This window comes from Variovorax defluvii (genome assembly GCF_039541515.1).
Taxonomy (GTDB): domain Bacteria; phylum Pseudomonadota; class Gammaproteobacteria; order Burkholderiales; family Burkholderiaceae_C; genus Variovorax; species Variovorax defluvii.
Map to the genome: position 1 here is coordinate 43,742 of NZ_BAABGJ010000013.1, position 25,056 is coordinate 68,797.

A 25,056-nucleotide genomic window follows, 5' to 3' on the forward strand; every position below is an offset into this window, starting at 1 on the left:
CAGTTTCACGACACCCACGACAACCGCGAGGACACTTCCATGCACGACAAACACCTCATCTTCATCGACGGCCGCTGGCAGGCGCCGGCCAGCGCCGGTGCCATCGACATCGTCAATCCCTACACCGAGGCGCGCATCGGCCGTGTGCCCGCCTGCGGCGCGGAGGAGGCGGATGCCGCCGTTCAGGCCGCGCGCGCAGCGTTTCCGCTGTGGAGCGGCATGCCCGCCGCGGAACGCGGCGCGCTGCTGGCCGAACTGCATCGACGGCTGGCCGCGCGCGGGCCGGAAATCGCCGCGCTCATCACGTCCGAGACCGGGATGCCGGTGCGCATGAGCCAGCGGCTGCAGCTCGGACTGCCGCTCACCACGCTGGAACTGACCGTGCGGATGCTGCAGGACTTCGCGTTCGAGCGCCGCGTCGGCCATTCGCTGGTGGTGCGCGAGGCCATCGGCGTCGTCGCCTGCATCACGCCGTGGAACTACCCGCTGCACCAGGCCATGAGCAAGGTCGCGCCGGCGCTGGCCGCGGGCTGCACGGTGGTGCTCAAGCCTTCCGAGATCGCGCCGCTCAGCGCCTTCGTGCTGGCCGAGGAAATCGAGGCCGCGGGCTTTCCGCCCGGGGTGTTCAACCTGATCACCGGCACGGGCGCGGCGGTGGGCGAGCCGCTGGTCGCGCATGCCGAGGTGGACATGGTGTCGTTCACCGGGTCCACGGCGGCGGGGCGCCGCATCTCGGAGATCGCGGCCCGCACCGTCAAGCGCGTGGCGCTCGAGCTGGGCGGCAAGTCGGCGTCCGTCATCCTGGACGACGCCGACCTGCCGGCTGCGGTCAAGACCACCGTCAATGTGTGCTTCCTCAACGCGGGCCAGACCTGCACCGCGCTGACCCGCATGCTGGTGCCGCGATCGCGCCACGACGAAGCCTGCGAGCTGGCCGCCGGCGTGGCGCGCGCCTTCACCCCGGGCGATCCGATGGACGAGAAGAGCCGCCTCGGCCCGCTCACCACCGCGACGCAGCGCGACCGGGTGACCGACTACATCCGCCGCGGCGAGGCATCGGGCGCGCGGCTGGTGGCGGGCGGCGCGGGCCGGCCCGCCGAGCGCGGCTTCTTCGTGCAGCCCACCATCTTCGGGGCGGTGGACCCCGCGTCGGCCATCGCCCAGGAGGAGATCTTCGGGCCGGTGCTTTGCATCATTCCCTACGACAGCGAAGACGAGGCCGTGCAGATCGCCAACGGCACCATCTATGGCCTGGCGGCCGCCGTCTGGGGCGACGAGGCGCGTGCGCGCGCGGTCGGCCGCCGCCTGCGCGCCGGGCAGGTCGACATCAACGGCGGGAGCTACAACCCGTCCGCGCCCTTCGGGGGCTACAAGCAGTCCGGCAATGGCCGCGAGCTCGGCGTCGAGGGGCTGGAGGAGTTCATGGAAGTGAAGGCCATGCAACTGCGCGACACCGCGATGCCGGCCTGAGCCAGGCGCTAGCTAGTGCGCCGTCTTCGGCGCTCTCTTCGGGGGCTTCGGTGTCCTTGCTTTCTTCCCCGCCTCCGCCGATGGCGTGGCCGGGGAAGTGACTGCCGGCGCCGAGGACGCCTGCAACCCCCGCACGAAGATCTCCGCCACCGCTTCCGCCACGTCGCGCGGCGTCCACCGGCCTCCGGGCGTGTACCAGCTCGGGATCCAGTTGATGCTGCCCATCAGCGTCAGCTCGGCCAGCTTGTGGTCGCGGGTGACGATGCTGCCGTCCTCGATGCCCTGCATCACATAGCGGCGCAGCTCGCGGTCGACGCGGTCGCGGCCGGCAATGATCTGCTGGCGCTGCTCGGGAAACAGCGCGTCGATGTCCACCATCGCACCGCCTGCCGTGTTGTGTTCGAGGTAGTGGGTGACGAAGTGGACGATGAAGGCTGACAGCTTGCGCAGGCCCGAACCCTGCGTGCTCGCCGCCACCTCGAGCGCGGCGTCGCCGATCCGGCTGGACGACAGGAAGCACTCGAACAGGATCTCCTGCTTGTTGCTGATGTAGCGGTAGAGCGCGCCCTTGGTGACGCCCAGGGCGGTGGCGATGTGCTCCATCGACGTCGCGTAGAAGCCGCGCTCGCGAAACGCCATGGCGGCCTGTCGCATGAGCGCCTGGCGCTTGGCCAGCCGCTGCTCGTCGGGGCTGGGCAGCAGGGCGCTTCCCCATCGTTCGGCCGTGTTCGCCTCGTGGCGCATAGGCTGCTTTCCTTCTGGTTGCGTGGTGGTGCAAGGCGGTTGCGCCTGCCGCCAAATCATCCCACGAATAGAAACCCAGGATCTACCAATGTCAATTCAGGGTCACCCATGTAAACCCTAGTTGATTGAACGTGAACGCGCGTTCACCATTGCGCCGTTCTGCGCGGTTGCGCGGGGCATGCGCCAGGTCCGGGATTCGGGCCGCACACACACGAGGACAAGACAGTCATGAGACAAGCCATTCGCTGGGCTTCGGCCCTGGTGCTGGGGGCCGTGGGAGGTGCGCTGGCGTTCGCGCAGCCGACCAACGGCGTGCCGCAGGACACCTTCAAGATCGCGGTCGTGGTGCCCTTCAGTGGCGTCTACGGCATCCATGGCCAGAGCATTCGCCGAGGCATGGAGATCGCCATGGAGGAGCGCGGCGGCAAGGTGCTGGGCAAGCCGCTCGAGCTGACCTGGAACGACGACGACAGCAAGCCGCAGGTCGGCGTGCAGAAGGCCACGCAGGCCATCGCCGGCGGCGCGCAGGTGATCTTCGGCTCCGTCAGCTCCCCGGTCTCGCTGGCGCTCATGAGCGTGGCAGCGCAGAACAAGGTGCCGCACATCGTCACCGGCTCGGCCGACGATCGGATCACCGGCAGCGACCGCAGCCGCTACACGTTCCGCACGGCCAATCCCTACAACATGGAAATGCGCATGACGATGGGCTATATCGAGGCGGCCGGCTTCAAGACCCTTTATGCGATCGGCCCGGACGTCGGTGCGGCACGCGACGCCTGGGCCGGCATCCAGGCCGACCTCAAGCGCGCCGGCGTGACGGTGGCCGGCGAATCGTTCCTTCCGCTGGGCACCAACGATTTCTCGGTGGCGGTGGACAAGATCATGAAATCCGCCCCCGACGGCGTGATCAGCTTCTTCACCGGCGGCGACTCCGTCACGTTCACGCGCCAGGCCACGGCCGTCGGCCTGCGCAACAAGTCCAAGCTCTTTGGTCCCACCGCCTACGACGAGACGACCAACGCCGCGCTCGGCGCGTCCGCCATCGGCCTTCAGTCCGGCGTGCGCTACAGCAAGGAGGTGGACAACGCGAGCAACCGGCGCTTCGTGGCCGCCTACAACCGCAAGTTCAAGGAAGATCCACCGGTCTACGCCGGCATCGCCTACAACGGATTCGCCTGGCTGCTCGACACCATCGACGCCACGAAGAGCTGGGATCGGGAACGATGGATCGCAGCCTTCGAGACGAGCAAGCGTCCCGAGTCGGTGCAGGGCCCGGAGGAAATGCGTGCCTGCGACCACCAGGCGATCCACGATGGCCTGTGGGCCGAGGTGGTGGCCAATCCGGCCAACCCTTCGAACCCGCTCATGAAACTTGCCAAGACGTTCCCGGCGGCCCGGCTCTACGGCCCCTGCGGCGGCGTGAAGTAGAGGCGTACCCATGGCCACGCTCCTGCTGGGCCTGAGCATCGGCATCCTGCTGTTCCTGCTCGCGGCCGGCCTGACATTGATCTTCGGACTGCTGGGCATCGTCAACCTGGCCCACGGTTCGCTCTACATGCTGGGCGCCTACCTCGGCTACCAGACCGTGCAGGCGACGGGCAGCTTCTTCCTGGCGCTGGTGGTGGCGCCCCTGGCCGTGGCCGCGCTGGGCGCCGCGATCGAGTGGGCGGTCTTCCGGCGCATCTACCGCCAGCCGCACTTTCTCCAGTTCCTGCTCACGGTGGGCGTGCTGCTGGTCATCGAAGAGGCGGTGCGCTTCGGCTGGGGCCTGACCTACCTCAAGCTCGACGAGCCCGCCGTTCTGGGAGGGGTGACGGACATCGCCGGCGTCTCGTTCTCGAACTACCGGCTGTTCTGCACCGGGGCCGGCGTCTGTGCCGCGGCCGCGTTGTTCTGGGCGCTGGACCGCACGGCGGCCGGCACCATCCTTCGCGCGGCGCAGGAGAACGACGCGATGCTCGCCAGCCTGGGCATCAACGTGAAGCGCGTGCGCACCGCAGCGGTGGCCGTGGGGGCGGGCGTGGCGGCTTTCGCGGGCGTGATCTCCGCGCCGCTGTTGCCGATCGAGCCGTCCATGGGCATGCGCATCATCCTCGACTGCTTCGTGGTGGTCATCATCGGCGGGCTCGGCAGCATTCGCGGCGCCATCGCCGCGTCGCTGCTGATCGGCATGACCCGTGCCTTCGGCGAGCAATACTTCGGCGACTGGGTGCAGGTCTGCATCTACGGCATCCTGGTGGCGACGCTGCTCGTGCGCCCGCAGGGCCTGTTCGCGCACCAGGCGAGGCTGTCATGACGGCCGGGGCGCTTCTCGACCGCGCCGGGCGTGCCGGCCTGCTGCTCGTGGGCCTGCTGGTCCTGTCACCATTCTTGCTTCGGCACAGCGGCTTCACGCTTTTCCTGACCACGGTGCTGATCTGGGCGATCTTCGCGCTGGCCTTCGACCTGTGCTTCGGCCTGGCCGGCATGATGTCCTTCGGGCACGCCGCGTTCTTCGGCGTGGGCGCGTACACGGTGGCCATCGTCGGCCAGCTCACGGGCTGGCCCTTCGCGCTGCTGCTGGCCTGTGCGATGGCGGTCGGCCTGGTGCACGGACTGCTGGTGGGCTTGATCGGCATGCGGTCCTCGGGGGTCTACTTCGGGCTGTTCACCCTGGGCATGGCCGAGCTGGTGTATGTGCTGTTCTCGACGCGGCTGCGCCCGGTGACCGGCGGAGCGGACGGGCTGTCGGGCCTGAAGCAGCCGGCGCTGGCCTGGACGGGGCTCGCGCCCGACCTGGCGTACTACGCGATGACGTCGGTGATCTTCGTCGCCGTCCTGCTCGCGGTGGCGGTGTTCCGGCGCTCGGCCTACGGGCGCGTGCTCAACGCGGCCCGGCTCAACGAGGTGCGCGCGGCCCAGCTCGGCTTTCACGTGCGGCGGATGCGCGTGGTGGCCTTCGCGCTGTCGGCCTCGGGCTCGGCGCTGGCCGGTGCGCTCCTGGGCACCAAGATGTTCTACGCCAGCCCGCAGCTGCTCCAGTGGAGCCTGTCCGGCGACATCCTCATGGTGGCGGTGATCGGCGGCTCGGGCACGCTGCTGGGGCCGGTCGCCGGTGCGCTGGTGGTCGAGACCTTGCGGCACTTCCTGAGCGACCAGACCATCCATTGGAACGGCCTGCTCGGCGCGGTGTTCATCGCGGTCACGCTGTTCATGCCGAAGGGCGTGGTCGGCCAGATTCCCGCGGTCGCGGCCTGGCTGGCGCGCAGGCGCCAGCCCCGCGCGCACGGGCCGCTGGCCTCTCCGGCGACCGGGGGAAATCGGCCATGACGGCGCTCGCATGCCGTCATGTCGGCATGCGCTTCGGCGCATTCGCCGCGCTGACCGACGTGAGCCTGCGCTTCGAGCGCTCGCGCTTCTACGGCTTGATCGGGCCCAACGGCGCCGGCAAGACGACGCTGATCAACGTGCTGTCCGGTGCGCTGCAGCCCACCAGCGGCGAGGTCGAGCTCGACGGGCGGCCGATGCACCGCGCGAGCCGGCATGCGTTCGCGCGCCAGGGCCTGGCGCGCAGCTTCCAGACGAGCAGCCTGTTCAACGAACTGGGCGTGCGCGAATCGCTCGTGCTGGCGCTGCAGGCGAAGAGCGCCACGCAGTCTGCCTGGCGCGATCCGATGGCCGACGCCCGACTGTGCGCCGGCGCCGATGCGATGCTCGGCCGCCTGGGGATGCGGCACATGGCCGACGAGCGGGTGGGGGCGCTCGCGCACGGATGGCAACGCCTGCTGGACCTGGGCATCGCCTTCATCGGCGACGCACCGATCGTGCTGCTCGACGAGCCTTTCGCGGGCATCGGCCATTCGGCGATCGGCGCCACCGAAGATGCCATCCGCGAACTGGCACGTGGCCGCACCGTCGTCATGGTGGAGCACAACATGTCCGTCCTGATGCGGCTGGCCGAAGACATCGTGGTGCTGGCGGGCGGCCAGGTGCTCGCCCGCGGCACGGCCGAAGAGGTCCGCGCGGACGCCGGCGTGCGCCGCGCCTATCTGGGAGAACATGCGTGAACACACTCGAAGCGAGCGCGACCCGCGCCATCGACCCTGGCGGCACCGCAGCGGCCGCCGAGGGCGCCGAGGTGCTGCGCATCGAGGGATTGCGCGCCGGCTACGGCGCGGGCGACATCGTGCAGGGCGCGTCGCTGGCGCTGGCGGCGGGTGGTGCGCTCGCCGTCGTGGGGCGCAACGGCGTCGGCAAGACGACCCTGCTGCGCGCCATCGCCGGGCAACTACCGATGACGGCGGGGCGGCGCCTGCTGGGCGGACAGGACGCGACGCATGCCGAATCCTTCGAGCTCAGCCGGCGCGGGCTGGCCTACATCCCCGCCGACCGCCAGGTGTTCAAGACCCTCTCCGTGCGCGAGAACCTGCTGCTCGGCGCCTATGCGCACGGGCGCGGCGAGTGGACGAAGGAGGCGGTGATCGACCGGCTGTTTCCCCGCCTGGGCGAGCGCTACGGCACCCTGGCGGGCTCGCTCTCCGGCGGCGAGCAGCAGATGCTCACCATTGCCCGCGGCCTGCTGTCGAATCCGAAGGTCCTCTTGCTCGACGAGCCGACGGAAGGCCTGGCCCCGGTGATGGTCGATGTCTTCGTCCAGGCCATGCAGCGCATCCGCGATTCGGGCGTGGCGATGATGCTCGTGGAGCAGAACCTCGCCGTGCCCCGCAAGGTCGCCACCCGGTACCTGGTCATGGACGCGGGGGAAGTGGTCTGGTCCGGCGATGCGGCCGACCTGGCCGGCGACGCCGCGCTGGTGGAAAAGTACCTGTTGCTGTGAGTGCCGGCCAGCACATCGGGGGGCGCCTGGCCGGCAAGGCGGGCATCGTCGTCGGCGCGGGCCAGTCGGCCGGCGAATCGGCGGGAGCGACGGTCGGCAACGGCCGCGCTGCGGCGCTGCTGTTCGCGCGCGCGGGCGCTCGCCTGCTGCTGGTGGACCGCAGCGAGGCGGCGGCGCAGGCCACCGCGGAACTGCTGCGTGCCGAGGGACACGAGGCGCACGCCCTGGCCGGCGACTGGACGCGGCCCGGCGACTGCGAGGTCTTTGCCGACGCATGCCTCACGCGCTGGGGGCGCATCGATCTTCTGCACAACAACGTCGGCATTCTGAGCCGCGAGCCCGAGCCTTCATCGACGACGGTCGAGGAGCTCGAGCGCGTGATGAAGGTGAACCTCGCGGGCTGCGTCAACGCCTGCCAGGCGGTCCTGCCGGCCATGCGGGAACAGGGCGCGGGCAGCATCGTGAACATTTCTTCCGTCGCGGCCGTCGCCGCGACGGGGCAGCTGGCGTATGCGCTGTCGAAGGCCGCGCTCAATGGCCTGGGGCGCGAACTGGCGCTGCTCAACGCGCGGCATGGCGTGCGCGTCAACACGGTCAGCCCGGGTCTCATGGATACGCCGATGGCGATCGGCCACAAGTCCAGGGTGCACGCGCTCGACCCCGCGCTGCTGCGCGCGCAGCGCGATGCGCTCGTGCCGTTGGCCGGCGGCATGGGGACCGGCTGGGACACGGCATGGGCGAGCCTGTACCTCCATTCGGACGAAGCCCGCTTCGTCACCGGCGTGGTGCTGCCGGTCGACGGCGGCCAGTCCGCGCTGGTGGGCGGTTTGTTGCAGCCGGCCCAGGCACATCCGGCCTGATCCGCCTGAGCGCATTGCAGCTTCACTCGGCCCGGAGCCCGACTGCCCGGAAGATCTCCTCACCGGCATGACGCTGGAGAGCGAGGAGCTTCCCCGGGCGGCCTACGAAGCGTCGCTGGCGTCGGAGGAAACCGGGCGGCGGCTGGCGGCGCTGGCGGGCAGGTCGTGAGCGACGCTGGCTGCTACTTGCCCTGCGCGAACTGGTACCCCACCCGCTTCGTGGGCGTCAGCGCCCCGAAGCCGGGCCAGGACAGCAGCACACCTTGTCCCTCCAGCGTGCGTTGAAAGTCCTTCAGGGAGTCGGCGTTCGAGCGCACGGCACGCAGCGGCAGCTTGCGTGCCAGGGCGAACGCGGCCAAGGTGCCCGAGGCCTCGCCAATGCTCCACTCGGTCGCATGCTCGCGGTAGGCGCCGTTGGTGATCCGCGTGGTGCCGAGGTTCTTGCAGGCCGGCAGCAGGTTCTCCACGCGCACCGGCAGCAGGGCCCCCAGCGGAATCTGGAAGGGGTAGGCATCGATGTCCACCGTATTGCGTCCGCGCGTGCTCGGATGCAGGTCGATGCGGTAGGCACCGATCCCTACGCTGTCCTCGAAGCGCTCGGCTGCACCCGCGCCCGGGCGCGCCGCCACGCCGATGTGCTGCTCCAGCACCGTGAACTCGGCCCGCATCCGCCGGCCTTCGCGGTAGTAGGCCTGCTTGGCCAGGCCGTCGGAGGTGCCCAGCACATCGCCGCGCAGCCGCAGGCCCGGATAGCCTTGGCCGCCATCGTGACGCGGCGCCTCCGTCTGCATCCAGTAGAAGAAGGCCAGGCTCAGGTTGCGCGCCTCGGCAAGAGCCTGTGCCTGCGCCTCGGGCGATACGCCGACCACTGGCTTTTCCCAGTAGTCCATCTGCGGCCAGTTGGCCAGCGTGATGTCGCTGGGGTAGCTTCCCGGCGCGAAGTTCTGCCGGTACGCGATGCGCCGCGCATGCCACAGGTCGTAGAGCGATTCGGTGTCCGTGGGACCGACGAACAAGGGCCGCTCCCGGGGCTCGTGGGTCACGAAGTCGCTGAGCGTCCAGCTCAGTTGGGGACCGGGCCAGCAGGGCAACTGCAGCGTGCGCAGCCGGTCGTAGTCGCGGGGCTTGTCGATGGTGTGGTCTTCACCGGGAAGATGGTCGGCAGCCAGGCACCAGGTGATGGCCTGCTGATCCAGAGGATCGGCCTCCGGTAGCGCATGCAACTCGCCGGTCTCAGCCTGGGCTTCCGCACCCAGCACATGCTCGACGTCCGCCATGTCCAGCAGGTCCCCGATTTCAGTGGCGTCGATGAACACCCTGGCGCTCAGTGTCATCCGCGCCCCGGTTTCGAGGTCGAGCAACTGCGCGGCACGGATGTGGTCGCCGACGCGGTCCAGGCGCAGCGTCCGGTGCCGGCGCAGCACCATGACGCGGCCGCAGGCGACAAAAGGGGCCAGCATCTCATCGATGACTTCGACGGCCACCCACGGCTCGTGGGACAGCGAACTGACATTGCCCTGGCCGGGGTTGAGCCGCACGCGCATTCGCGCCTCGTCGGTGAGCGGCAGGTGCCGGCGGTAGTAGGCCCGGATCGACTCGCGAAAGGCCGCATAGCTCAGCGACCCGGCCAGGTGCTCGATCCACGGATGCTCGTCGGGCGGCACACCCTGGGAGGTGAGCTGGCCGCCGAGCCAGTCCAGCTCCTCGACCAGCACCACGCTGGCGCCCAGGCGCGCGGCTGCCAGCGCGGCCGATACGCCGCCCAGGCCACCGCCGATGATGGCGATGTCGGTGGCCTTTTCTTTCGTGCTCATTCCCGGATCACTCTGCCCTGATGCCCAGCTTGCGGATGGCATCGCCATAGCGCTGGGTCTCGCTGGCGATCAGCTTCCCGAAATCGGCCGGCGTGCCGGGCGCCGCTTCCACGCCCAGGTCCTGCAGCCGTGCCTGGGTGTCCGGCGCCGTCAGCAGCGCGTTGATGTCCTTGTTGAGCCGGGCGACGATCGGCTGCGGCGTGCCTGCGGGCGCGAGGACGCCGAACCAGCCCGTGACTTCGAAGCCCTTCAGGCCCTGTTCCGCCACCGTGGGAACGTCCGGCAACACGTTGGAGCGTGAGCGCGTCGTCACCGCCAGCGGCACCAGCTTGCCGGACCTGACGTGCGGCAACGCGCTGGAGGGGATGTCGAAGCCCAGGTCCACCTCGCCGGCCAACAGCGCGGTCAGCGCCGGCCCGGAGCCCTTGTACGGCACCATCACCATGTCGATCTTCGCCTCGTTCTTCAGGAACTCGGCGGCCAGGCTGGTGGTGGTGGCGCCGCCACCGCCGGCGGCGTAGTTGAGTTTGCCGGGGTTCTTGCGCGCCGTGTCGATCACGTCCTTCAGCTGCTTGAACGGGCCGCTGGCAGGCGCCACGATCAGCACGGGCGAAGCACCGACCTTGGCAACCGGCTCGAAACCCCGGATCGTGTCGTAGCTCAGCTTGGGGTACAGGGCGGCGCTTCCGGCGTGGCCACTGGTGACCATCAGCAGCGTGTAGCCATCAGGCTTGGCAGATGCGACCGCCGCGGTGGCGATCGTCGCACCGGCGCCCGGCTTGTTGTCCACCACCACAGGTTGACCCAGGGAGTCGCCCAGCTTCTGTGCCACCAGGCGCGCCAGGATGTCGGCCGAACCACCCGGCGCGAAGCCGACCACCAGGGTCACCGGCTTGGAGGGATAGGTCTGGGCCTGGCCGGCACTCATGGCCAGCCCGGCACCGACGGCGAGCAGCGCTTTGAAGAGGGGGCGGAGGGTCGAACGCATGGGAGGTCTCTTTCGTTGTGAGCGAGGCGGGAATGGCCGCCTCGGCGTTGGTGATGTCCGCGATGCTAGGAATACCGAGGCGGGCGGTCCAATACCAAGGTGGCGGCTACCCATAACATCGGGTTCTCGCCTGGGGTTTGCCCGGGCATCCGTTGTTCTGGGGCTCTTGGGATGAATCTGCGTCAGATCGAGGTGTTTCGCGCCGTCATGACGACGGGGTCCACCACCCATGCCGCACGGCTGCTCCATGTCTCGCAGCCGGGCGTGAGTCGCCTGATCCGGCACCTGGAGATCCAGCTGGGCGTCCCCCTGTTCGAGCGGCGCAACGGCAGGCTGGTCGCCACGCCGGAGGCGCACACGCTGCAGGCAGAGGTGGACAAGGTCTACCGTGGCGTGGTCCACGTCAGGAATGTCGCGACCCACCTGCGCTTCGGCGACCACGGGACGCTGCGGGTGCTGTCGAGCGCGAACACGGCCCTGCAGCTGGTGCCACGGGCCACGGCGAACCTGCTCAGGCGCTTCCAGCATTCGAAGGTGTTCTTCGAAGCGCTGCCCACGCGCGAGATCGTGCAGGCGCTGGTCGCCGAAGAGGCCGATGTCGCCGTCTCCAGCGCGCCGCTGGACCATCCGGTGCTGGATGTGCGCGAGATCGGCCGCTGGACCCTGCTGTGTGCGGTGCCCAAGGGCCATGAGCTGGTCGGCAAGAAATTCGATCTGCGCACGGCGCTCGGGCAACGCCTGATCACCTACAGCCCGGAGGCGCCGCAAAGCCCGGTGATCGACCGCTGGTTGAATGAGCTTGGCATCGCGCGGCAAGTCGCGGTCGAGGTGCGCTCGGGCTATGCGGCGTGTGCCATGGCCGCCGCGGGCGCGGGCCTGGCCTTCGTCGACGAGCTGTCGGCCCGTGCCCATCGCGCCGAAGACCTGGAGCTCCTGAAGATCCCGAACGCGCCGAAGTTCGCGATCTACAGCGTCACCAATGTCAATCGGCCGCTGTCACAGCTGGGGCAGACCTTTCTCGAGCTTGTGAAGCGCGAGTTGCAGGTTCTGCTTGAGAGGCGCTGATCCTCGCGTCTGCGGATCGTGTCGAAGCCGAGCTTCGGTTTGACGCAAGGAAAGCTCGGGGGCGGGTCGCTAGTTCCGGGCGGCAATCCACGGCGCTCATCACTCGTAGCGCGTCCACATGCGAAGAATGCGAACGACTCGCTCCTTGCTGAAGACTTCGTAGACCAGCCGATTGTGGATGCTGATTCGTCGGGAATAAGCCCCCGCCAGATCGCCCACGAGCTTTTCAAAGGAGGGAGGGTTCTGAAATGGAGCCTTCTCGAGAATGGCCAGCAGATCTTCAACCTTGGCTTTCAACCCTGCCGCTTTGACCTTCTTCGCATCCTTGACTGCCTGCTTCGAGTAGGCCAGTTCCCACTTCACGACTTCACCACTTCACCACTTCACCACTTCAGCTTGCGGGTGCTCTTGGCCAGGGGTTCTGCCATGGCCTTGCGAATCGAATCGCCCATACCGGGCACGGAAAGAAGGTGCATCGTTTCCTGAATCGCCGCCCAGTCCTCTGCGGACACCAGCACGGCCGACGCATTCTTGCCGACGATGACGATGGGTTGATGGGACTGCGCTGTCTGGTCAATCAGGCGATAGAGGTTGGCGCGCGCTGCGGATGCGGTAAGGACAGTCATGTGAAATCCAGACAAGCGGGCAAGCGTACGCTTTTGCGCACGCCAGGTCAATCCGATTCAGATCGCGTCGGAAAGGTCACTCCGTCGGCTTGAATCCGGACAGTTTGACGCGCTCTGCCCAGGCATTTCGTTCGGCTGTCATGAGTGCTGCCAAGTCGGCGGGTTGCCCGTTGGGTACGTCGTAGCCAAGCTTCTTCATCTCATCCTTGTAGCCTTGCGAGGCGACGACCCTTTGCACGTTGGCGCGCCATGTGCTGAGCTTGTCGGCCGGCGTTCCTGCCTTCACGAACGCGCCGAACCAATCCACTGATTCAAGTTGAGGCATGCCAATTTCCTTGGCGGTCGGAACGTCAGGCATCAAAGCGTTGCGCCTTTTGGAAGTAATGAAGAGAGTGTTCAGCTTGCCTTGACCGTGATAGGGCACAAGCACCTGCTCGGTAGTCACGAGCAGCGGAACTTGGCCTCCCATCACATCCGTCACTGAATTCGCACCCCCTTTGTAGGGAACGTGGACCAGCTCTACTCCCAACGTCTTTTGGAGCTGGACGCCGAGAAACTGCTGAGGTGTGCCCAAACCCGGCGTTGCAAAGCTGCTCAGGGATGGGTTGGCTCTGGCCCATGCCTTGTATGCGTCAATGTCTTTGGCTCCGGAGGCAGCACCGGCAGCGACCCCGAACCCATACTCCGCAAGGCGACCGATCGGGGCAAAATCCTTGATCGCGTCGAACTTCATCGTATTCAACACCATCGGGCCGAGTTCGATGACGCTTGCGGGGGCGATCAGCACGGTCGCAGCGTCAGCGGGCGCGCTCATCATCGCGTCGATGGCAATCTTGCCGCTGGCACCGGCGCGGTTTTCCACAACCATCGTTGTGCCGAGTTGCACACGCGCTTGTTCAGCAAAGGCGCGTGCGATCGTGTCGACCGATCCCCCAGCGGGAAAGCCGACGATCAACCTGACGGGTTGAGTCCCTTGCGCAATGGCAAAGGCCGAAGCCAACCCCGCCAAGGTGGTCAGCGCTGCCGCGCGGATGAAATGTGCATGTTTCAAAGATGTCTCCGTCAAAGTTAGCCACTTCGAACGTGGCAAGATGGTGAGGGCAAGGACTTCTGTTCGAGGGCGCCGAACTCAAAGCGATGCGGCGCCAACGCCGTCAACTCGACCGCGCAACTGTCCGATCGAGCTTGCGCCGCAGAGCGCCATCGTTCGATCCAGTTCGGCCTTGATGATGGCAAGCGCATGAACGACGCCTTCCTCGCCTCCGGCTGCGAGCCCGTACAACGCGGCCCTGCCGAGCTTGACGCCGTCGGCGCCGAGCGCGATGGCCTTTCCGATGTCATTGCCGCTGCGAAATCCGCTGTCGACGAGCACCGTCATTCGACCAGCGACCGCATCGACGATGCGCGGCAGCCATTCGACGCTCGACCGCGTGCCGTCGAGCTGTCGACCACCGTGATTCGAAACGACGATGCCGTCCGAACCCGCATCCATCGACCTGCGCGACTGCTCCTCCGTGCTGATGCCCTTGAGGACCAAGTAGCCTCGCCAGCGTGCGCGCAACCATTCGAGGTCCTTCCAGGTGAAGGAGCTGCTCAGTTGCTGCTGCATGACGTCACTGATCGTCGCGCCGCGGGGTGGCGCACCAGCGATCTCCTCGAACAGGCGCAGCATTGGCGGACCTGACCGAAGCATCGAAGTTGACCATCTCGGATGCAGAGCACTGTCTATGAAGTTTCGCGCCGTCCAACGAAAGGGGAGTGTGAAGGCGTTGCGAATGTCCCTGTTGCGGCGACCGGAGACGCTGGTATCGACAGTCAACTGCAGGACGTTGAACCCACTTTGAAAGATTCGTTGAAGAAACGCTTCTACAAGCCCACGGTCCTTCATCATGTAGAGCTGGAACCAGCGTAGAGGACCTGCGACCTTGAGGAACGGGTTCAAACGGACGGTTGCGGCCGTGCTCAGGACGAAGGGAATGCCGGCTCGCGCGGCTCCTCTCGCAAGAGCCACGTCTCCCTCGGGCCAGAACGCACCATTCAATCCCGTCGGGCCAACGATTGCAGGAAACGAAACCTCGCGACCAAAAAGCTTCGTTGCATGGTGGCGCGAAGAAACATCTACAAGCGCACCGGGTATAAGACATACCTCATCGAGCGCGACTCGGTTCCGCTTGCTGGTGATCTCTTCGCCGGCAGCGCCATCGATGTAGTCGAACACCATTCTTGGAAGCCTGCGACGCGCAAGCTCGCGCAGGTCGCCGATGCTGGCGGCTTGTTTGAGATTCATACCGGTACCAGCGCGTCAGGCGGCACCAATCGGTTGCGGCAAAGGATTCCGTATGTCCTGAGGCCGCGAGTGGATCATGTCCGTCAGCTCCTCTCGGATTCCCCTGCAGCTCGGATCAGCAAAGCGGTTTGTCATCTCCTTGGGATCTTCGTCCAGAAGGTAAAGCTCCCCGTCTCCGGTTTCCAACTCGAGCGTGAGCTTTGCGCTTCGCGTCCGCGCCGCGCGCAGGTCGAGGGCAACGCCGCAGCGGGCAGGCCCGAGCTTCCACTCGCTGTACGCGAAATCGCGATCCCCCTCACCTTCGATCAATGGCCGCAGCGTCGTGCTGTGACAGGCAAATCCGTTAGGTGAGCCTGCGTAGTCGGCAAAGGTCGCGGCGAGATCGACCGTCGACACCGGCGCTGCAACGACCTTACCCGCCGGCACACCGGGACCCTTCACGATCATCCCGATGCGAAGCAGCCCTTCGTAGAACATGGGGCCTTTGAGGATGAGACCGTGGTCGCCAAGCCATTCGCCGTGGTCGGAGGTGAAAACCACGATGGTGTCTTCACTTAATTCGAGCTCGTCGAGCGTCGTCATGATGCGACCCACGTTGTGGTCGATGAGCGAGATCATCCCGTAGTAGTTCGAGATCATGTGGCGCAGCTGGCTGTCCGTCTGGGGCTCGATGCGTGAATACTCTCGCCTCACACGCCCCATCTCCCCCGTTTGTCCGGGAGCGGTCTCTGTGGCCGCGCGGTGCCACCATGGACGCCGATCGAAATCGCGGGTGCGGTGTTCGGGCAGACGCACGCTTTCCGGCGCATGCAGGAGACTCCAAGGCAACGGGGCGTCGAACGGATGATGTGGATCAGGAAATGACACCCACGCGCAGAATGGCTTGTCGCCGTTGCGCTTGTGATCGCGCAGCAATTCGACGGTGCGGTCCCCCACCCAGGTCGAGTTGTGCCAGACGGGAGGCAGTGCGGAGTGATGCGTCTGCGCAGCGCCACCGTCGTCCCCCGCGCGTCGCTTGTAGAGTTCGTCTTTCAGATCGGCCAGGCCGTCATTGCGGTACCACTGCTCATACTGCCGGCCACGGGGGGCGCGGTCCGGCAGCCAATAGTTGTGACCGATGAGCATCATCTCGGTCTTCTCGAACCCCATGTACGGGCCGTTCCAATCCTCGCCGTAGAGGGCCGAGCCGGCGACATTCTCCGGGCGCTGGGTCGGGCGGTGGGTGTGGTACGTGGAGAAGTGGGCCTTACCGATGAAGGTCGTCGCATAGCCGGCGCGACCAAGTGAGCCGGCAAAGCCTGTGTCCGCGACGCTTTCATCGAGTTCGATGCCGTTGTCATGCACACCGTGGGTCAGCGGCAACAGGCCGGTGAGCATCGACGCGCGTGAAGGCTGGCAAACCACGTTCGGCGTGATGCATGCCGAGAAGCGCGTGCCTTGCTTCGCCATCAGGTCGAGGTGAGGCGTATGAACCCCGGTTCCCTCGAATCCGTATGCATCACCGCGATGCTGGTCGCTCGTGATGAGCAATATGTTCGGTCGCTTCTTTGCTTCAGCCATTCGAAGTGTCTCTGGTGGTTCCGAGTACGTTTTCTCTGAGCCGAAGTATGGGCGATGGTCGTTTACTAGTCAACAAACATATTTCTGCGCTGCCTGGTGCGCGGGTGAGAAATAATGGCTGATGCGTTCTGCCCTCAGTGAAGCCCGCCCCTGGAGAGATCCGCTGGAACTGCTTGAAGAAGCGGGCTCGCTTCCTGTCGAGATGTTTCTGACGTTTCAGGTCAACCAGCTCTCCAGCGCTTTCGAGCGGCAGTGGTCTCGTTCGATGAGAGACAAGGCCGGCGTAAGCCTTAGCGAGTGGCGCATCATGGCCATCCTCCATGCGGGGCCGCAGACTTTCGCGCGTCTGGTCGAGCTGACCGAGGTGAACAAGGCGCTCGTGCATCGTTCCGCTAAGGCGCTGGCGGAACTTCAGTTGATCGAGATCACCGACACCCCTGGAGATGCGCGCAGCACAACGCTCGGCCTGACAGGCAAAGGCCAAAGACTGTTCGGCAAGATTCGACCCATGGCGCTCGCTCGCCAGCGGTTCTTCCTCAGCGCTTTGACCGCGCAGGAGCGCAAGATGTTCTACGGATCATTGCAGAAGCTACGTGCGGCTGCGCACGAATGGGAGGCCGATCCTGAAGGTTAGACAGGGATTGGTGCACGGAGCACGCAGCCAGCACATCCAGGCGTCGCCCGTGGATGCGCGCATTTAAGCAATCCGGAGGACAGCAATGGGCCCGTTACGGTCGTTGGGCTGCGCGAAGCCTATGACCGCTTCAGAGACAAGCGGTCGTTCGGCTTGTGATGCCTCGCTGCTCTACAGTCTTCAACAGTTCTACCGGAGAGGGGCCGATAGGTGCAGCATGCGGACTTAGGACCCTCCCGGAGATCGGTAGTTCGAGGCGCCGGCCCGCCGCGCGCCACAGCTTAGAGCCATGCAAGGGCTGACGGGCGACGTCGACGATGGCGACCTACCAGCGGACAATAGCCCACGCCGAGAAAGCAGCTGCCCCGACGCAATCAGGCGTGGCCGGTGCGTCGCCGCAGCTTCGCTCAGCCGAGCCAGGCCTTGATGCGAGAGCCCAGCGCCTCGCTGCTGATGCCATAGCGATCATGCAGCGTAGGCAGTGCGCCGGCGTCGAGGAATGCGTCCGGCAAACCTGCAAGTTGGAAGCCCGCGGGTTGCACCTTGTGTCGCAGCAGCGTGCTGGCTACCGCCTCCCCTAGACCACCGACAACGGAGTGGTTTTCGGCGACAACCACCATCCGGTGCTTGTAGCGCACGGCCTCGACGATGGCCGCTTCGTCCAGCGGCTTGATGGTCGGGCAGTGCAACACGGCAACGCCAACGTTGTCCTTGGCCAGGTCATGCGCCGCCTCGAGTGCCCGCATCGTCAGAAGGCCGCTGGAGATCACCAGCACGTCGGCACCCTCGCGCAACATCTTGGCCTTTCCCAGCTCAAAGCGATAGCCCTCGATTTCGTCGAGGACCAGTGGCACCTGGCCGCGGAGCAGCCGCATGTAGACCGGCCCCTTGTGTTCAGCGATCTGCGGCACCGCCTGCTCGATGTCGAGCGCGTCGCATGGATCAACGATGGTCAAGCCTGGAACTCCGCGCATCATCGCGATGTCTTCGATCGCCGCATGGCTGGGGCCATACCCCGTGGTCAGCCCCGGAAGCGCGCAGCAAATCTTGACGTTCAGATCCTCCTCGGCGATGACCTGGTGTATGAAGTCGAATGCGCGACGTGTGCCGAACGCGGCGTAGGTCGTGGCGAATGGCACGAGGCCCTCTTTCGCCATCCCGCCAGCAGCGCCCATGAGCAACTGTTCGGCCATCCCCATCTGGAAAAAGCGTTCCGGATATGCCTGGGCGAACAGATGCAGGTCCGTGTACTTGGCGAGGTCCGCGGTCAGGCCCACGATTTCGGGGCGGGTGGCGGCGTATTCGACGAGCGCCTTGCCGAACGGAGCGGCCTTGACCCTCTGCCCCTCCGAAGCGATCGAGGCGATCATCGCCGAGGTGGTCAGGCGGGGCTTCTTTTCTGCGACTGAGGTGGTCATGCCGGGGCTCCTTCGGGCTGGACGTAAGGTTGGGATTGATCAAGGATCTCGAGCGCCTTCTGCCACTCTGGCGTATCGACGCGGATAAAGTGGTTCTTCTCGCGTTGCTCGAGGAAGGGCACGCCCTTGCCCATCAACGTGTCGAAGACGATGACGCGCGGCTTGGCTTCCTTGAGCGCTCGGGCGGCGTCGAACGCCTCCACCACAGCCCCAAGATCGTTGCCGTTGACGCGCTGGACATGCCAGCCGAAGGCAGTCCACTTGTCGGCCAAGGGCTCGAACCCCAACACTTTGCCCGAGGGCCCGTCGGCCTGTTGGTTGTTCACGTCAACCAAGCAGATCAGGTTGTCCAGCTTGTGGTGGGCGGCGGACATTGCCGCTTCCCAGGTCGAACCCTCGTCGAGTTCGCCGTCAGACATGGAGTTGTAGACAACGGCCGGGTTCTTCTTCTGCTTCAGCCCTAGGGCCATGCCAACACCGATGACTAGACCTTGGCCGAGCGATCCCCCCGAGATCTCCATCCCAGGGGTGTAGGTGGCCATGCCCGACATCGGCAGGCGGCTGTCGTCGCTCCCGTAGGAATCGAGTTCACTCTCCTGGATGATCCCGGCCTCGATGAGCGCCGCGTAGTGCGCGATTGCGTAGTGACCATGGGAGAGAAGGAAGCGGTCGCGCCCCTCCCACTCTGGCTCCTGTGGCCGAAGGTTCATCGCATGACAGTAGGCCGCTGCAAGCACGTCAGCCCAGCCGAGCGCCTGGCCTATGTAGCCCTGGCCCTGAACTTCACCCATGCGCAAGGCGAAGCGTCGGATGCGGTACGCGCGCTGCGCCAGCTTGGCTATTTGGTTGTTTGTGGTGGTCACGAGCTACTCCTGGAATGGTCAGATGAAGGGACTTACTTGAAGATGACGGCCGGCACGTACGAGACGAGGGCGAGGATGAGGAATGCAACGAAATAGAACGGGCCCAGCTCGCGCACCGTCTGGCCGACCTTGACCTTGGCCAGGGCGCTAGTAATGAACAGCGTCGTGCCCACTGGCGGGGTGTAAAGGCCGATTGCCAGGTTGACGGTCATCATGATCCCGAGTTGCGTCAGGTCCATGCCGATCGAGTTGGCGAGCGGCACGAACACCGGGGTCAGCAGCAGGACTGCAGCGGGCAGGTCGATAAACATGCCGCAGACAAGCATCAGCAGATTCATCAGCAGGATCACGCTCCAACCTCTCGACAGATGCGTCTGCGCCCAGGCGACAATGCCGTCGGGCATACGGTCGAAGGTCAGCAGCCATCCGATTGCCGCAGATGCCATGATGACGAGCAGTACCACGCCGGTGGCCAGTCCCGCGTGAACGATGGCGTCGTGCAGCCTCTTAATGCCGAGGTCGCGGTAGACGAGCGCCGAGACGAGTCCGGCGAACAGCGTGGAGAGCACCGCGACCTCTGTCGGCGTCGCGATCCCGAAGCGCAGCATCACCACGATCAACACCGGCAGCACCAGCGCGGGAGCGGCATAGACGAGCTGCTTGCGAAACGCGGCCCAGTCCAGCGGACGCGTCTCACGCGGGAAATTGCGCCTCCTGCCAACCCACCAGCACACCACCATGAAGCCGACGCACATCGCCAGACCGGGCAGAATGCCGGCGACGAACAGCGACGCGATCGACGTGTTGCTGACCAGCGCGAAGAGAATCATCGGGATGGACGGCGGGATCAGGATGTCAATGGTCGCTGCGGCGGCGAGCGTGGCGGCAGAGAACGCCGGCGGGTAGCCGAGACGCTTCTGCCACGGAATCAGCAGAGAGCCGATCGCCGAGGCGTCTGCCACGGCGGAGCCCGACACTCCCCCGAAGATCGTCGACGACAGGACACCGACTTGGCCGGGACCGCCGTGGAAGCGGCCGATCAGGGTTGACAGCACGCCAATCAGCGCCTCGCCGAGCTTGCCGCCCATCATCAGCGTGCCAGTGAGCATGAAGAAGGGAATCGCGATCAACGGGAAGCTCTGGACCTGCGCGACCATCTGCTGGACGAGAAGGTCGAGCGGCACCTTGTCGGAGCTGGCCGCCGCGGCTAATGCAGCGACAAGAAGCGCATGCGCGATCGGTATCGCGACCACTGCCGCGCCAAGGAAGACGAAGAGGATCAATAGGGTCATGACGTTCTCCTTGGACTCACCAATGGGCCTGCGGCACGTTGTCGCCGATGGGTGCAGGTTGCTCGGTCGTGTTCCAGGCCCTCCAGGCCGAGAACAGGGCCAGCAGCGCGAGCATCGCCATTCCCCCCATGACGCATCCGTAGGTGACCGATCCCGGAACCTGCAGGATCGGCGACTTCTCGTCGTGCACGATCTCGAGCATGCGGAACGTCGCGACGGTCAGCACCGCATAGAGCGCGACAACGCCGAGCCAGGCAATGGTGGACAGCGTGCGTCTCATCGCAAACGGAAGCTTCTCCATCAGGAAGGTCGTTGTGATGTGCGCCCCATGCTGTGCGGCCAGCACCACGCCTGCCATCACGAGCCAGGGGAACAGCAGCTCCGGGACTTCGTTGCCCCATTGCAGACTCGATCCGGTGGCATATCTCAGAACGGTGTTCGCGCAAAGAATCACGAAGATCACCGACGTGCTCACCCACAGCACCGCGCGGCATACGCCGCCGACGGCGCGTTCAATCGCATTCATGATTTGTCTCCAGAGGAGGGCGCGTTGATTGCGCCCGGGATGACGCCCTTACTGGGCTTGGGAGGCGCCGACGACCTTCTTCACGTAGGGACCGATCGGGCCACCCACCCACTTGGCGGTGACCGGTGCGGTTGCCTTCGCAAAGGCCGCCTTGTCCACGGTGGTCACCTGCACACCTTTGGCCTTAAGGTCGGCAAGCAGCTTGTCGTCCGCCTCCTGCGACAGCTTGCGCTGCAGCGCGGTGGCCTCGGCAGCGGCTTCCTGCACCGCCTTCTTGTCGGCGTCGGAGAGCTTGTCCCACGAGCGCTTGCTCATCAGGAAGGGCGTCATCTGGAATTGGTGATTCGTCAACGCCAGATTCTTCTGCACCTCGTACAGCTTGCTGGCGTAGAAGTTCACCACCGGGTTCTCCTGGCCATCGACCACGCCTTGCTGCAACGCGACGTACAGCTCCGCAAACTTGATCTGCTGCGCCTCGGCACCCAGCGCCTGCATGATCTCCACCAGCACGGTGTCGGGCGGCGTGCGCATCTTCAGCCCTTTCAGGTCTTCGACCTTGGTGATCGGGCGCTTGCTGTTGGTCATCTGACGGATGCCGTTGTCCCAGAAGCCGAGTGCGATCAGTCCCTTCTCGGCGGACTTGTCGGCCAGTTCCTTGCCGAGCGGTCCGTCAAGCAGCTTGAAGGCGGCTGCGGCATTTGAGAAGAGGAATGGCATGCCGAAAGCGGCGTATTCGGGCACCGCGTTGGCCACTGCGCCTTGCGAGTTGGCGCTCATGTCCAGCGCGCCCGTGCGCAGCGCCGTCACCATCGCCGCGTCGTCGCCAAGCTGTGCCGACGGTGCCACCTGCACCTCGAAGCGTCCGTTGGTCTTGGCCTTTAGTACCTCGGCGAACCTGACGGACGCTTCGTGACGCGGATTGCCCGGCGCGGCGCCGTGGCCGAGGGTCAGCTTGACGGTTTGCGCCTGAGCTGCGAGAGGTAGCGCCGCCGCAGCGGCCATAGTCGCCAATGTACGAATGAAGGTCTTGCGTTGCATAGTCTTGTCTCCTTCTGCGGGGTGGGTTTAGTGGATCAACATGCCGCCGTTCACGTCGAGCGTGATGCCGGTGCAGTAGGCGGACAGGTCGCTGGCCAGGAACACGCAGGCACCAGCGACGTCGGCGGCAGCGCCCAGGCGGGCGAGCGGGATCGATTCGGCAATCTCTTTCTTGCGGTCCGGGGTAAGCTTTCCCTGGGTGATGTCGGTCTCGATCAGCCCGGGGGTGATGCAGTTGACGCGGACGCCTTCGATACCAAATTCGCGTGCCATGGCACGCGCCAAGCCGAGCACTCCAGCCTTGGCGGCTGAGTAGTGGGGGCCGCCGAAGATGCCGCCACCTCGCTGAGCCGAGACCGACGAGATGCAAACAATCGACCCCGACTGCTGCTGACGCATTGCGGGCAACACGGCCTGCGACATATAGAGCGTGCCGCGCAGGTTCACGTCGAGGATCCGGTCGTAGTCGGCGCCCGTGATCTCCAGTGTCTTGACCGGCTGGGTGATGCCGGCGTTGTTGACCAGGATATCGATCCGGCCAAGTGCCTTCAGCACTTCAGCCGCAGCGGCCTCGCAGGCAGCCTTGTCCGTCACGTCGGCCACCAGGCCAAGGTGCCTGTCCCCCAGCCGTGCTGCGGCAGCGACCGGCTCAGCACGAGCCAGGTCGAGGATCGCCACCTTGGCGCCGTGAGCCGCCATCTGGCGTGCCGTCGCATAGCCGAGTCCGTTGAGCCCGGCCCCGCCGGTGACTACAGCAACCTTGTCCTTGAGCAGCATTTCGTCGATCTCCATAAAGAATTGAGAAGTCTTCGCGGGAGGAGTCGACAAACTTGAATGTCGATCAGGCCTTGGTAAGCCTTCGTCTCCGTTGATGGGCGCAATGTTCGGCGGCCAGAGACTTGACGACAAGCGATCATTCATCAGGCTAAGATGACGCCCCGTCATGCTACGACCGGGAGAACCCTATGGCTTCCTTGCCGCCCGTTGCCAATCTCCTTGCATTCGAAGCGGTCGCGCGGCGGCGCAGTTTTGCACTGGCCGCCACTGAACTTCACCTGACCGCCTCGGCGGTCAGCCATCAGGTAGCACGACTGGAATCCGACCTGGGGGTTCGGCTCTTCGAGCGCAGCGCGCATGGCGTTCGACTAAGCAGTGCGGGTGACCGCTACCTGGAACGCGTCGCAGGCGCCCTGTCCGCCATCTCGACGGCGACGGAAGACTTGCGCAAAGGGGTCGGCAATAGCCTGTACGTGCACTCGGCGCCCAGCATCGCGAGTCTGTGGCTGATGCCTCGACTGCGCGGCTTCGCTCAAGCTCACCCTGAGATCGCCCTCAATCTGTCGGCTGCCCATACGCCCAGCGATTTCGCGCTCGGTCAGGCCGACCTGGACATTCGCTACGGCGTGCCTCCCTGGGGCGATCTCGTCGTCGAGCCCTTGTTCGTTGAACGCATCGTGCCCTTGGCCAGTCCAGCCTTTATTCGTGAATACCGACTCAAGCGGATCGAGCAACTGTTCGATGTACCGCTCATTCAGAGCAATGTCAGCGTGGTGCAGTGGTCGGACTGGCTAAGGGAGTATTCCGACAGGCGTTCACCAGAACAATTCGCTCTGCGGTTTGACCGCGCGCAGATGTCGCTGGATGCTGCGACGCAAGGGCTAGGAGTCGCCCTCGAAAGTGTCGTGAACGCCGGCCCGCATCTCTCGGCCGGAAAGCTAAAGCCGGTCTTCGGGCTGGACAAGGCAGTCCGGGTCAAAGCCCACTTCGTGGTCTATCCAGCCAAACACGCGAAGCGACCGGCGGTCGAGGCCTTTCTTTCTTGGGTGCATGGCGAAGCTGCGCGGACCGAAACGGTGGAGCGCTGAGCCAGCCCCTTGACGGCATCACTAGCGGCCAGAGACGGCGAGGCGCGTCATGGCTACGTGCGCGATGGCCAGCAACAGCGGAGTAGCGTGACTAGCGGATTTTTGCGGAAACCCTGTCACTTCGGATCGCACCTCGCTAAGACTGCAACGGGCACGTACCGGCGGAGGGGATTCCCTCTTCCGATGGCCGCTGTGTGGCAGTCACCGGACATTGGAGTCATTCATGCGAGCGGCCGCTTGTGGCCGAGGGCGGCCGCAAACGCTTGCCACTGGCGCACCCCGATCGCAGGGCCGCGGCGGAGGACTTCGCTGCACGCTGAAGCGCCGACATCCGTCAGGTCACACTGCGCAGCGCGACTGGCTTGATCTTCAGCCGTTGGGCGTTGCGGCCAAGGACGTCGTCGAGCGTGGCCATGCGCTTCGCACCTGCAGCTTCGGCACACGCCAGGTGGAGCGCGTCGCCGGCACGCAGCGCACTCGCGGCATCCAGTACCAGCTCGGCCGCTCGATGAAAGTGCGCCGGTTCGACCGGCAACAGCCGCAGGTCTGCAGCCACCATTCGTTCGAAGCGCGACCAGGCGCCTTGAGCGTGTTGCGCGTCGATCGCGCCGGTGCGCTGCTTGATGCCAAGCGCGCTGGCGAACTCCGGAACGCACCAGGCCGCGGCGACGAGCTCCGCCTTCTCGCCCGAGTACCAAGCGGCGGCCGCCGCGCTGTGGGCCTCATTCAAAAACAGAGGCACGAGCACGCTGGTGTCGACGTAAACCATGTCAGTACCTGGCATCGCGGCGTACTTCTTCCATCACGGGTGCGCTCATCGGCATGGCTTGGCGCGCCTCGGTCAACTCGAGAGCGAACGCCTTGCGATCCCACTGCGCCGGTCGGATCGACAGGGTGCCATCCACGGTGATCTGCGCGTCGACGGTTGCGCCTTCGTGCAGGCCGAGCCGGCGTACGACGTCCGACGGAATCCGAAGAGCCAGGCTGTTGCCCCACTTTGCCACTTGCAGGTCCATGATGTATATCCTTTCATGGATATACATGTTACGTGCTGACCGCACGTTGTCAAGCGCGGTGGGCCCGACCGTCCGAAATGTTCTCGCCGTCAGGTGTCATTTTTTTGGCTTCGAAGAATGGCAACGGGAGGTTGGTTTTCAATGTCGGCTGTTGGCCGCATCCTGCCACATGTA

General features: G+C 65.6%; 26 protein-coding genes. 10 read left to right on the forward strand and 16 right to left on the reverse strand.

Annotated features, from left to right (window positions below; all coding sequences use genetic code 11):
• Nucleotides 1–39 precede the first annotated feature (39 nt).
• A complete protein-coding gene (locus ABEA07_RS08640; RefSeq protein WP_345537209.1) occupies nt 40–1,470 on the forward strand; it encodes an aldehyde dehydrogenase family protein in 1,431 nt (476 codons plus the stop codon).
• A 12-nt stretch (nt 1,471–1,482) separates the two neighbouring features.
• Here ABEA07_RS08640 and ABEA07_RS08645 read toward each other — a convergent pair whose 3' ends face one another.
• Nucleotides 1,483–2,214, reverse strand: coding sequence for a TetR-type transcription factor C-terminal domain-containing protein (locus ABEA07_RS08645; protein ID WP_345537210.1), 732 nt, complete (start codon nt 2,212–2,214; stop codon nt 1,483–1,485).
• Between the two features lie 228 nt (nt 2,215–2,442).
• Between ABEA07_RS08645 and ABEA07_RS08650 the strand changes: the two genes are divergently transcribed.
• From ABEA07_RS08650 to ABEA07_RS08675, 6 genes are read left to right on the forward strand one after another with little or no spacing between them, the layout of a single operon-like run.
• Nucleotides 2,443–3,642: an ABC transporter substrate-binding protein gene (locus ABEA07_RS08650; protein WP_345537211.1), complete on the forward strand. Its 1,200-nt coding sequence runs from the start codon at nt 2,443–2,445 to the stop codon at nt 3,640–3,642.
• Nucleotides 3,643–3,652: 10 nt separating this feature from the next.
• Nucleotides 3,653–4,510: a branched-chain amino acid ABC transporter permease gene (locus ABEA07_RS08655; RefSeq protein WP_345537213.1), complete on the forward strand. Its 858-nt coding sequence runs from the start codon at nt 3,653–3,655 to the stop codon at nt 4,508–4,510.
• On the forward strand, nt 4,507–5,523 hold the full coding sequence (locus tag ABEA07_RS08660; protein ID WP_345537214.1) for a branched-chain amino acid ABC transporter permease: 1,017 nt from the start codon (nt 4,507–4,509) through the stop codon (nt 5,521–5,523). Before ABEA07_RS08655 ends, ABEA07_RS08660 begins: the two co-directional genes overlap by 4 nt.
• Nucleotides 5,520–6,260: an ABC transporter ATP-binding protein gene (locus ABEA07_RS08665; protein ID WP_345537215.1), complete on the forward strand. Its 741-nt coding sequence runs from the start codon at nt 5,520–5,522 to the stop codon at nt 6,258–6,260. The genes ABEA07_RS08660 and ABEA07_RS08665 overlap by 4 nt, the downstream gene beginning before the upstream one ends.
• A complete protein-coding gene (locus ABEA07_RS08670; RefSeq protein ID WP_345537216.1) occupies nt 6,257–7,030 on the forward strand; it encodes a branched-chain amino acid ABC transporter ATP-binding protein in 774 nt (257 codons plus the stop codon). The genes ABEA07_RS08665 and ABEA07_RS08670 overlap by 4 nt, the downstream gene beginning before the upstream one ends.
• Nucleotides 7,027–7,890 (forward strand): SDR family NAD(P)-dependent oxidoreductase, encoded by an 864-nt coding sequence (locus ABEA07_RS08675; protein WP_345537217.1) that lies wholly within the window; start codon nt 7,027–7,029, stop codon nt 7,888–7,890. Before ABEA07_RS08670 ends, ABEA07_RS08675 begins: the two co-directional genes overlap by 4 nt.
• Before the next feature lie 182 nt (nt 7,891–8,072).
• On the opposite strand, the gene ABEA07_RS08680 is transcribed toward ABEA07_RS08675, so the two are convergent.
• Both ABEA07_RS08680 and ABEA07_RS08685 read right to left on the reverse strand, forming a co-directional pair.
• A complete protein-coding gene (locus tag ABEA07_RS08680; RefSeq protein ID WP_345537218.1) occupies nt 8,073–9,704 on the reverse strand; it encodes an FAD-dependent oxidoreductase in 1,632 nt (543 codons plus the stop codon).
• Nucleotides 9,705–9,711: 7 nt separating this feature from the next.
• Nucleotides 9,712–10,692, reverse strand: a complete 981-nt coding sequence (locus ABEA07_RS08685) for a Bug family tripartite tricarboxylate transporter substrate binding protein (RefSeq protein ID WP_345537219.1) — start codon at nt 10,690–10,692, stop codon at nt 9,712–9,714.
• A gap of 171 nt (nt 10,693–10,863) precedes the next feature.
• Between ABEA07_RS08685 and ABEA07_RS08690 the strand changes: the two genes are divergently transcribed.
• On the forward strand, nt 10,864–11,757 hold the full coding sequence (locus ABEA07_RS08690) for a LysR family transcriptional regulator (protein ID WP_345537221.1): 894 nt from the start codon (nt 10,864–10,866) through the stop codon (nt 11,755–11,757).
• 99 nt (nt 11,758–11,856) lie between these two features.
• Here ABEA07_RS08690 and ABEA07_RS08695 read toward each other — a convergent pair whose 3' ends face one another.
• The 5 genes from ABEA07_RS08695 to ABEA07_RS08715 form a co-directional block, all read right to left on the reverse strand.
• Complete coding sequence (locus ABEA07_RS08695; RefSeq protein WP_345537222.1) at nt 11,857–12,120, reverse strand: Txe/YoeB family addiction module toxin; 264 nt, start codon at nt 12,118–12,120, stop codon at nt 11,857–11,859.
• A 20-nt stretch (nt 12,121–12,140) separates the two neighbouring features.
• Nucleotides 12,141–12,383 carry a type II toxin-antitoxin system Phd/YefM family antitoxin gene (locus ABEA07_RS08700; protein WP_345537223.1) on the reverse strand — a complete coding sequence of 81 codons (243 nt, stop codon included), beginning with the start codon at nt 12,381–12,383 and terminating at the stop codon, nt 12,141–12,143.
• A gap of 76 nt (nt 12,384–12,459) precedes the next feature.
• Entirely contained in the window at nt 12,460–13,434 is a 975-nt protein-coding gene (locus tag ABEA07_RS08705) for a tripartite tricarboxylate transporter substrate-binding protein (protein WP_345537224.1), read from the reverse strand.
• A gap of 78 nt (nt 13,435–13,512) precedes the next feature.
• Nucleotides 13,513–14,670, reverse strand: coding sequence for an alpha-hydroxy acid oxidase (locus ABEA07_RS08710; protein ID WP_345537226.1), 1,158 nt, complete (start codon nt 14,668–14,670; stop codon nt 13,513–13,515).
• 15 nt (nt 14,671–14,685) lie between these two features.
• On the reverse strand, nt 14,686–16,230 hold the full coding sequence (locus ABEA07_RS08715) for a sulfatase family protein (protein WP_345537227.1): 1,545 nt from the start codon (nt 16,228–16,230) through the stop codon (nt 14,686–14,688).
• A 121-nt stretch (nt 16,231–16,351) separates the two neighbouring features.
• On the opposite strand from ABEA07_RS08715, the gene ABEA07_RS08720 reads away from it, so the two are divergent.
• A complete protein-coding gene (locus ABEA07_RS08720) occupies nt 16,352–16,864 on the forward strand; it encodes a MarR family winged helix-turn-helix transcriptional regulator (RefSeq protein WP_345537228.1) in 513 nt (170 codons plus the stop codon).
• 407 nt (nt 16,865–17,271) lie between these two features.
• Here ABEA07_RS08720 and ABEA07_RS08725 read toward each other — a convergent pair whose 3' ends face one another.
• The 6 genes from ABEA07_RS08725 to ABEA07_RS08750 are packed head-to-tail and all read right to left on the reverse strand — an operon-like array spanning nt 17,272 to nt 22,778.
• Nucleotides 17,272–18,282 carry a transketolase family protein gene (locus ABEA07_RS08725; RefSeq protein WP_345537229.1) on the reverse strand — a complete coding sequence of 337 codons (1,011 nt, stop codon included), beginning with the start codon at nt 18,280–18,282 and terminating at the stop codon, nt 17,272–17,274.
• A complete protein-coding gene (locus ABEA07_RS08730) occupies nt 18,279–19,145 on the reverse strand; it encodes a transketolase (RefSeq protein ID WP_345537230.1) in 867 nt (288 codons plus the stop codon). Before ABEA07_RS08730 ends, ABEA07_RS08725 begins: the two co-directional genes overlap by 4 nt.
• A 32-nt stretch (nt 19,146–19,177) precedes the next feature.
• On the reverse strand, nt 19,178–20,437 hold the full coding sequence (locus ABEA07_RS08735) for a TRAP transporter large permease (RefSeq protein WP_345537231.1): 1,260 nt from the start codon (nt 20,435–20,437) through the stop codon (nt 19,178–19,180).
• Between the two features lie 16 nt (nt 20,438–20,453).
• On the reverse strand, nt 20,454–20,963 hold the full coding sequence (locus ABEA07_RS08740; RefSeq protein WP_345537232.1) for a TRAP transporter small permease: 510 nt from the start codon (nt 20,961–20,963) through the stop codon (nt 20,454–20,456).
• Nucleotides 20,964–21,011: 48 nt separating this feature from the next.
• Nucleotides 21,012–22,001, reverse strand: coding sequence for a TRAP transporter substrate-binding protein (locus ABEA07_RS08745; RefSeq protein WP_345537234.1), 990 nt, complete (start codon nt 21,999–22,001; stop codon nt 21,012–21,014).
• A gap of 27 nt (nt 22,002–22,028) precedes the next feature.
• On the reverse strand, nt 22,029–22,778 hold the full coding sequence (locus ABEA07_RS08750; protein WP_345537274.1) for an SDR family NAD(P)-dependent oxidoreductase: 750 nt from the start codon (nt 22,776–22,778) through the stop codon (nt 22,029–22,031).
• Between the two features lie 188 nt (nt 22,779–22,966).
• On the opposite strand from ABEA07_RS08750, the gene ABEA07_RS08755 reads away from it, so the two are divergent.
• The gene (locus ABEA07_RS08755; RefSeq protein WP_345537235.1) at nt 22,967–23,866 is read left to right on the forward strand and encodes a LysR substrate-binding domain-containing protein; all 900 of its coding nucleotides are present in this window, start codon (nt 22,967–22,969) and stop codon (nt 23,864–23,866) included.
• A 334-nt stretch (nt 23,867–24,200) separates the two neighbouring features.
• Here ABEA07_RS08755 and ABEA07_RS08760 read toward each other — a convergent pair whose 3' ends face one another.
• Nucleotides 24,201–24,635, reverse strand: coding sequence for a type II toxin-antitoxin system VapC family toxin (locus ABEA07_RS08760; RefSeq protein WP_345537237.1), 435 nt, complete (start codon nt 24,633–24,635; stop codon nt 24,201–24,203).
• A gap of 1 nt (nt 24,636) precedes the next feature.
• A complete protein-coding gene (locus ABEA07_RS08765) occupies nt 24,637–24,882 on the reverse strand; it encodes an AbrB/MazE/SpoVT family DNA-binding domain-containing protein (RefSeq protein ID WP_425584095.1) in 246 nt (81 codons plus the stop codon).
• Between the last annotated feature and the right edge of the window lie 174 nt (nt 24,883–25,056).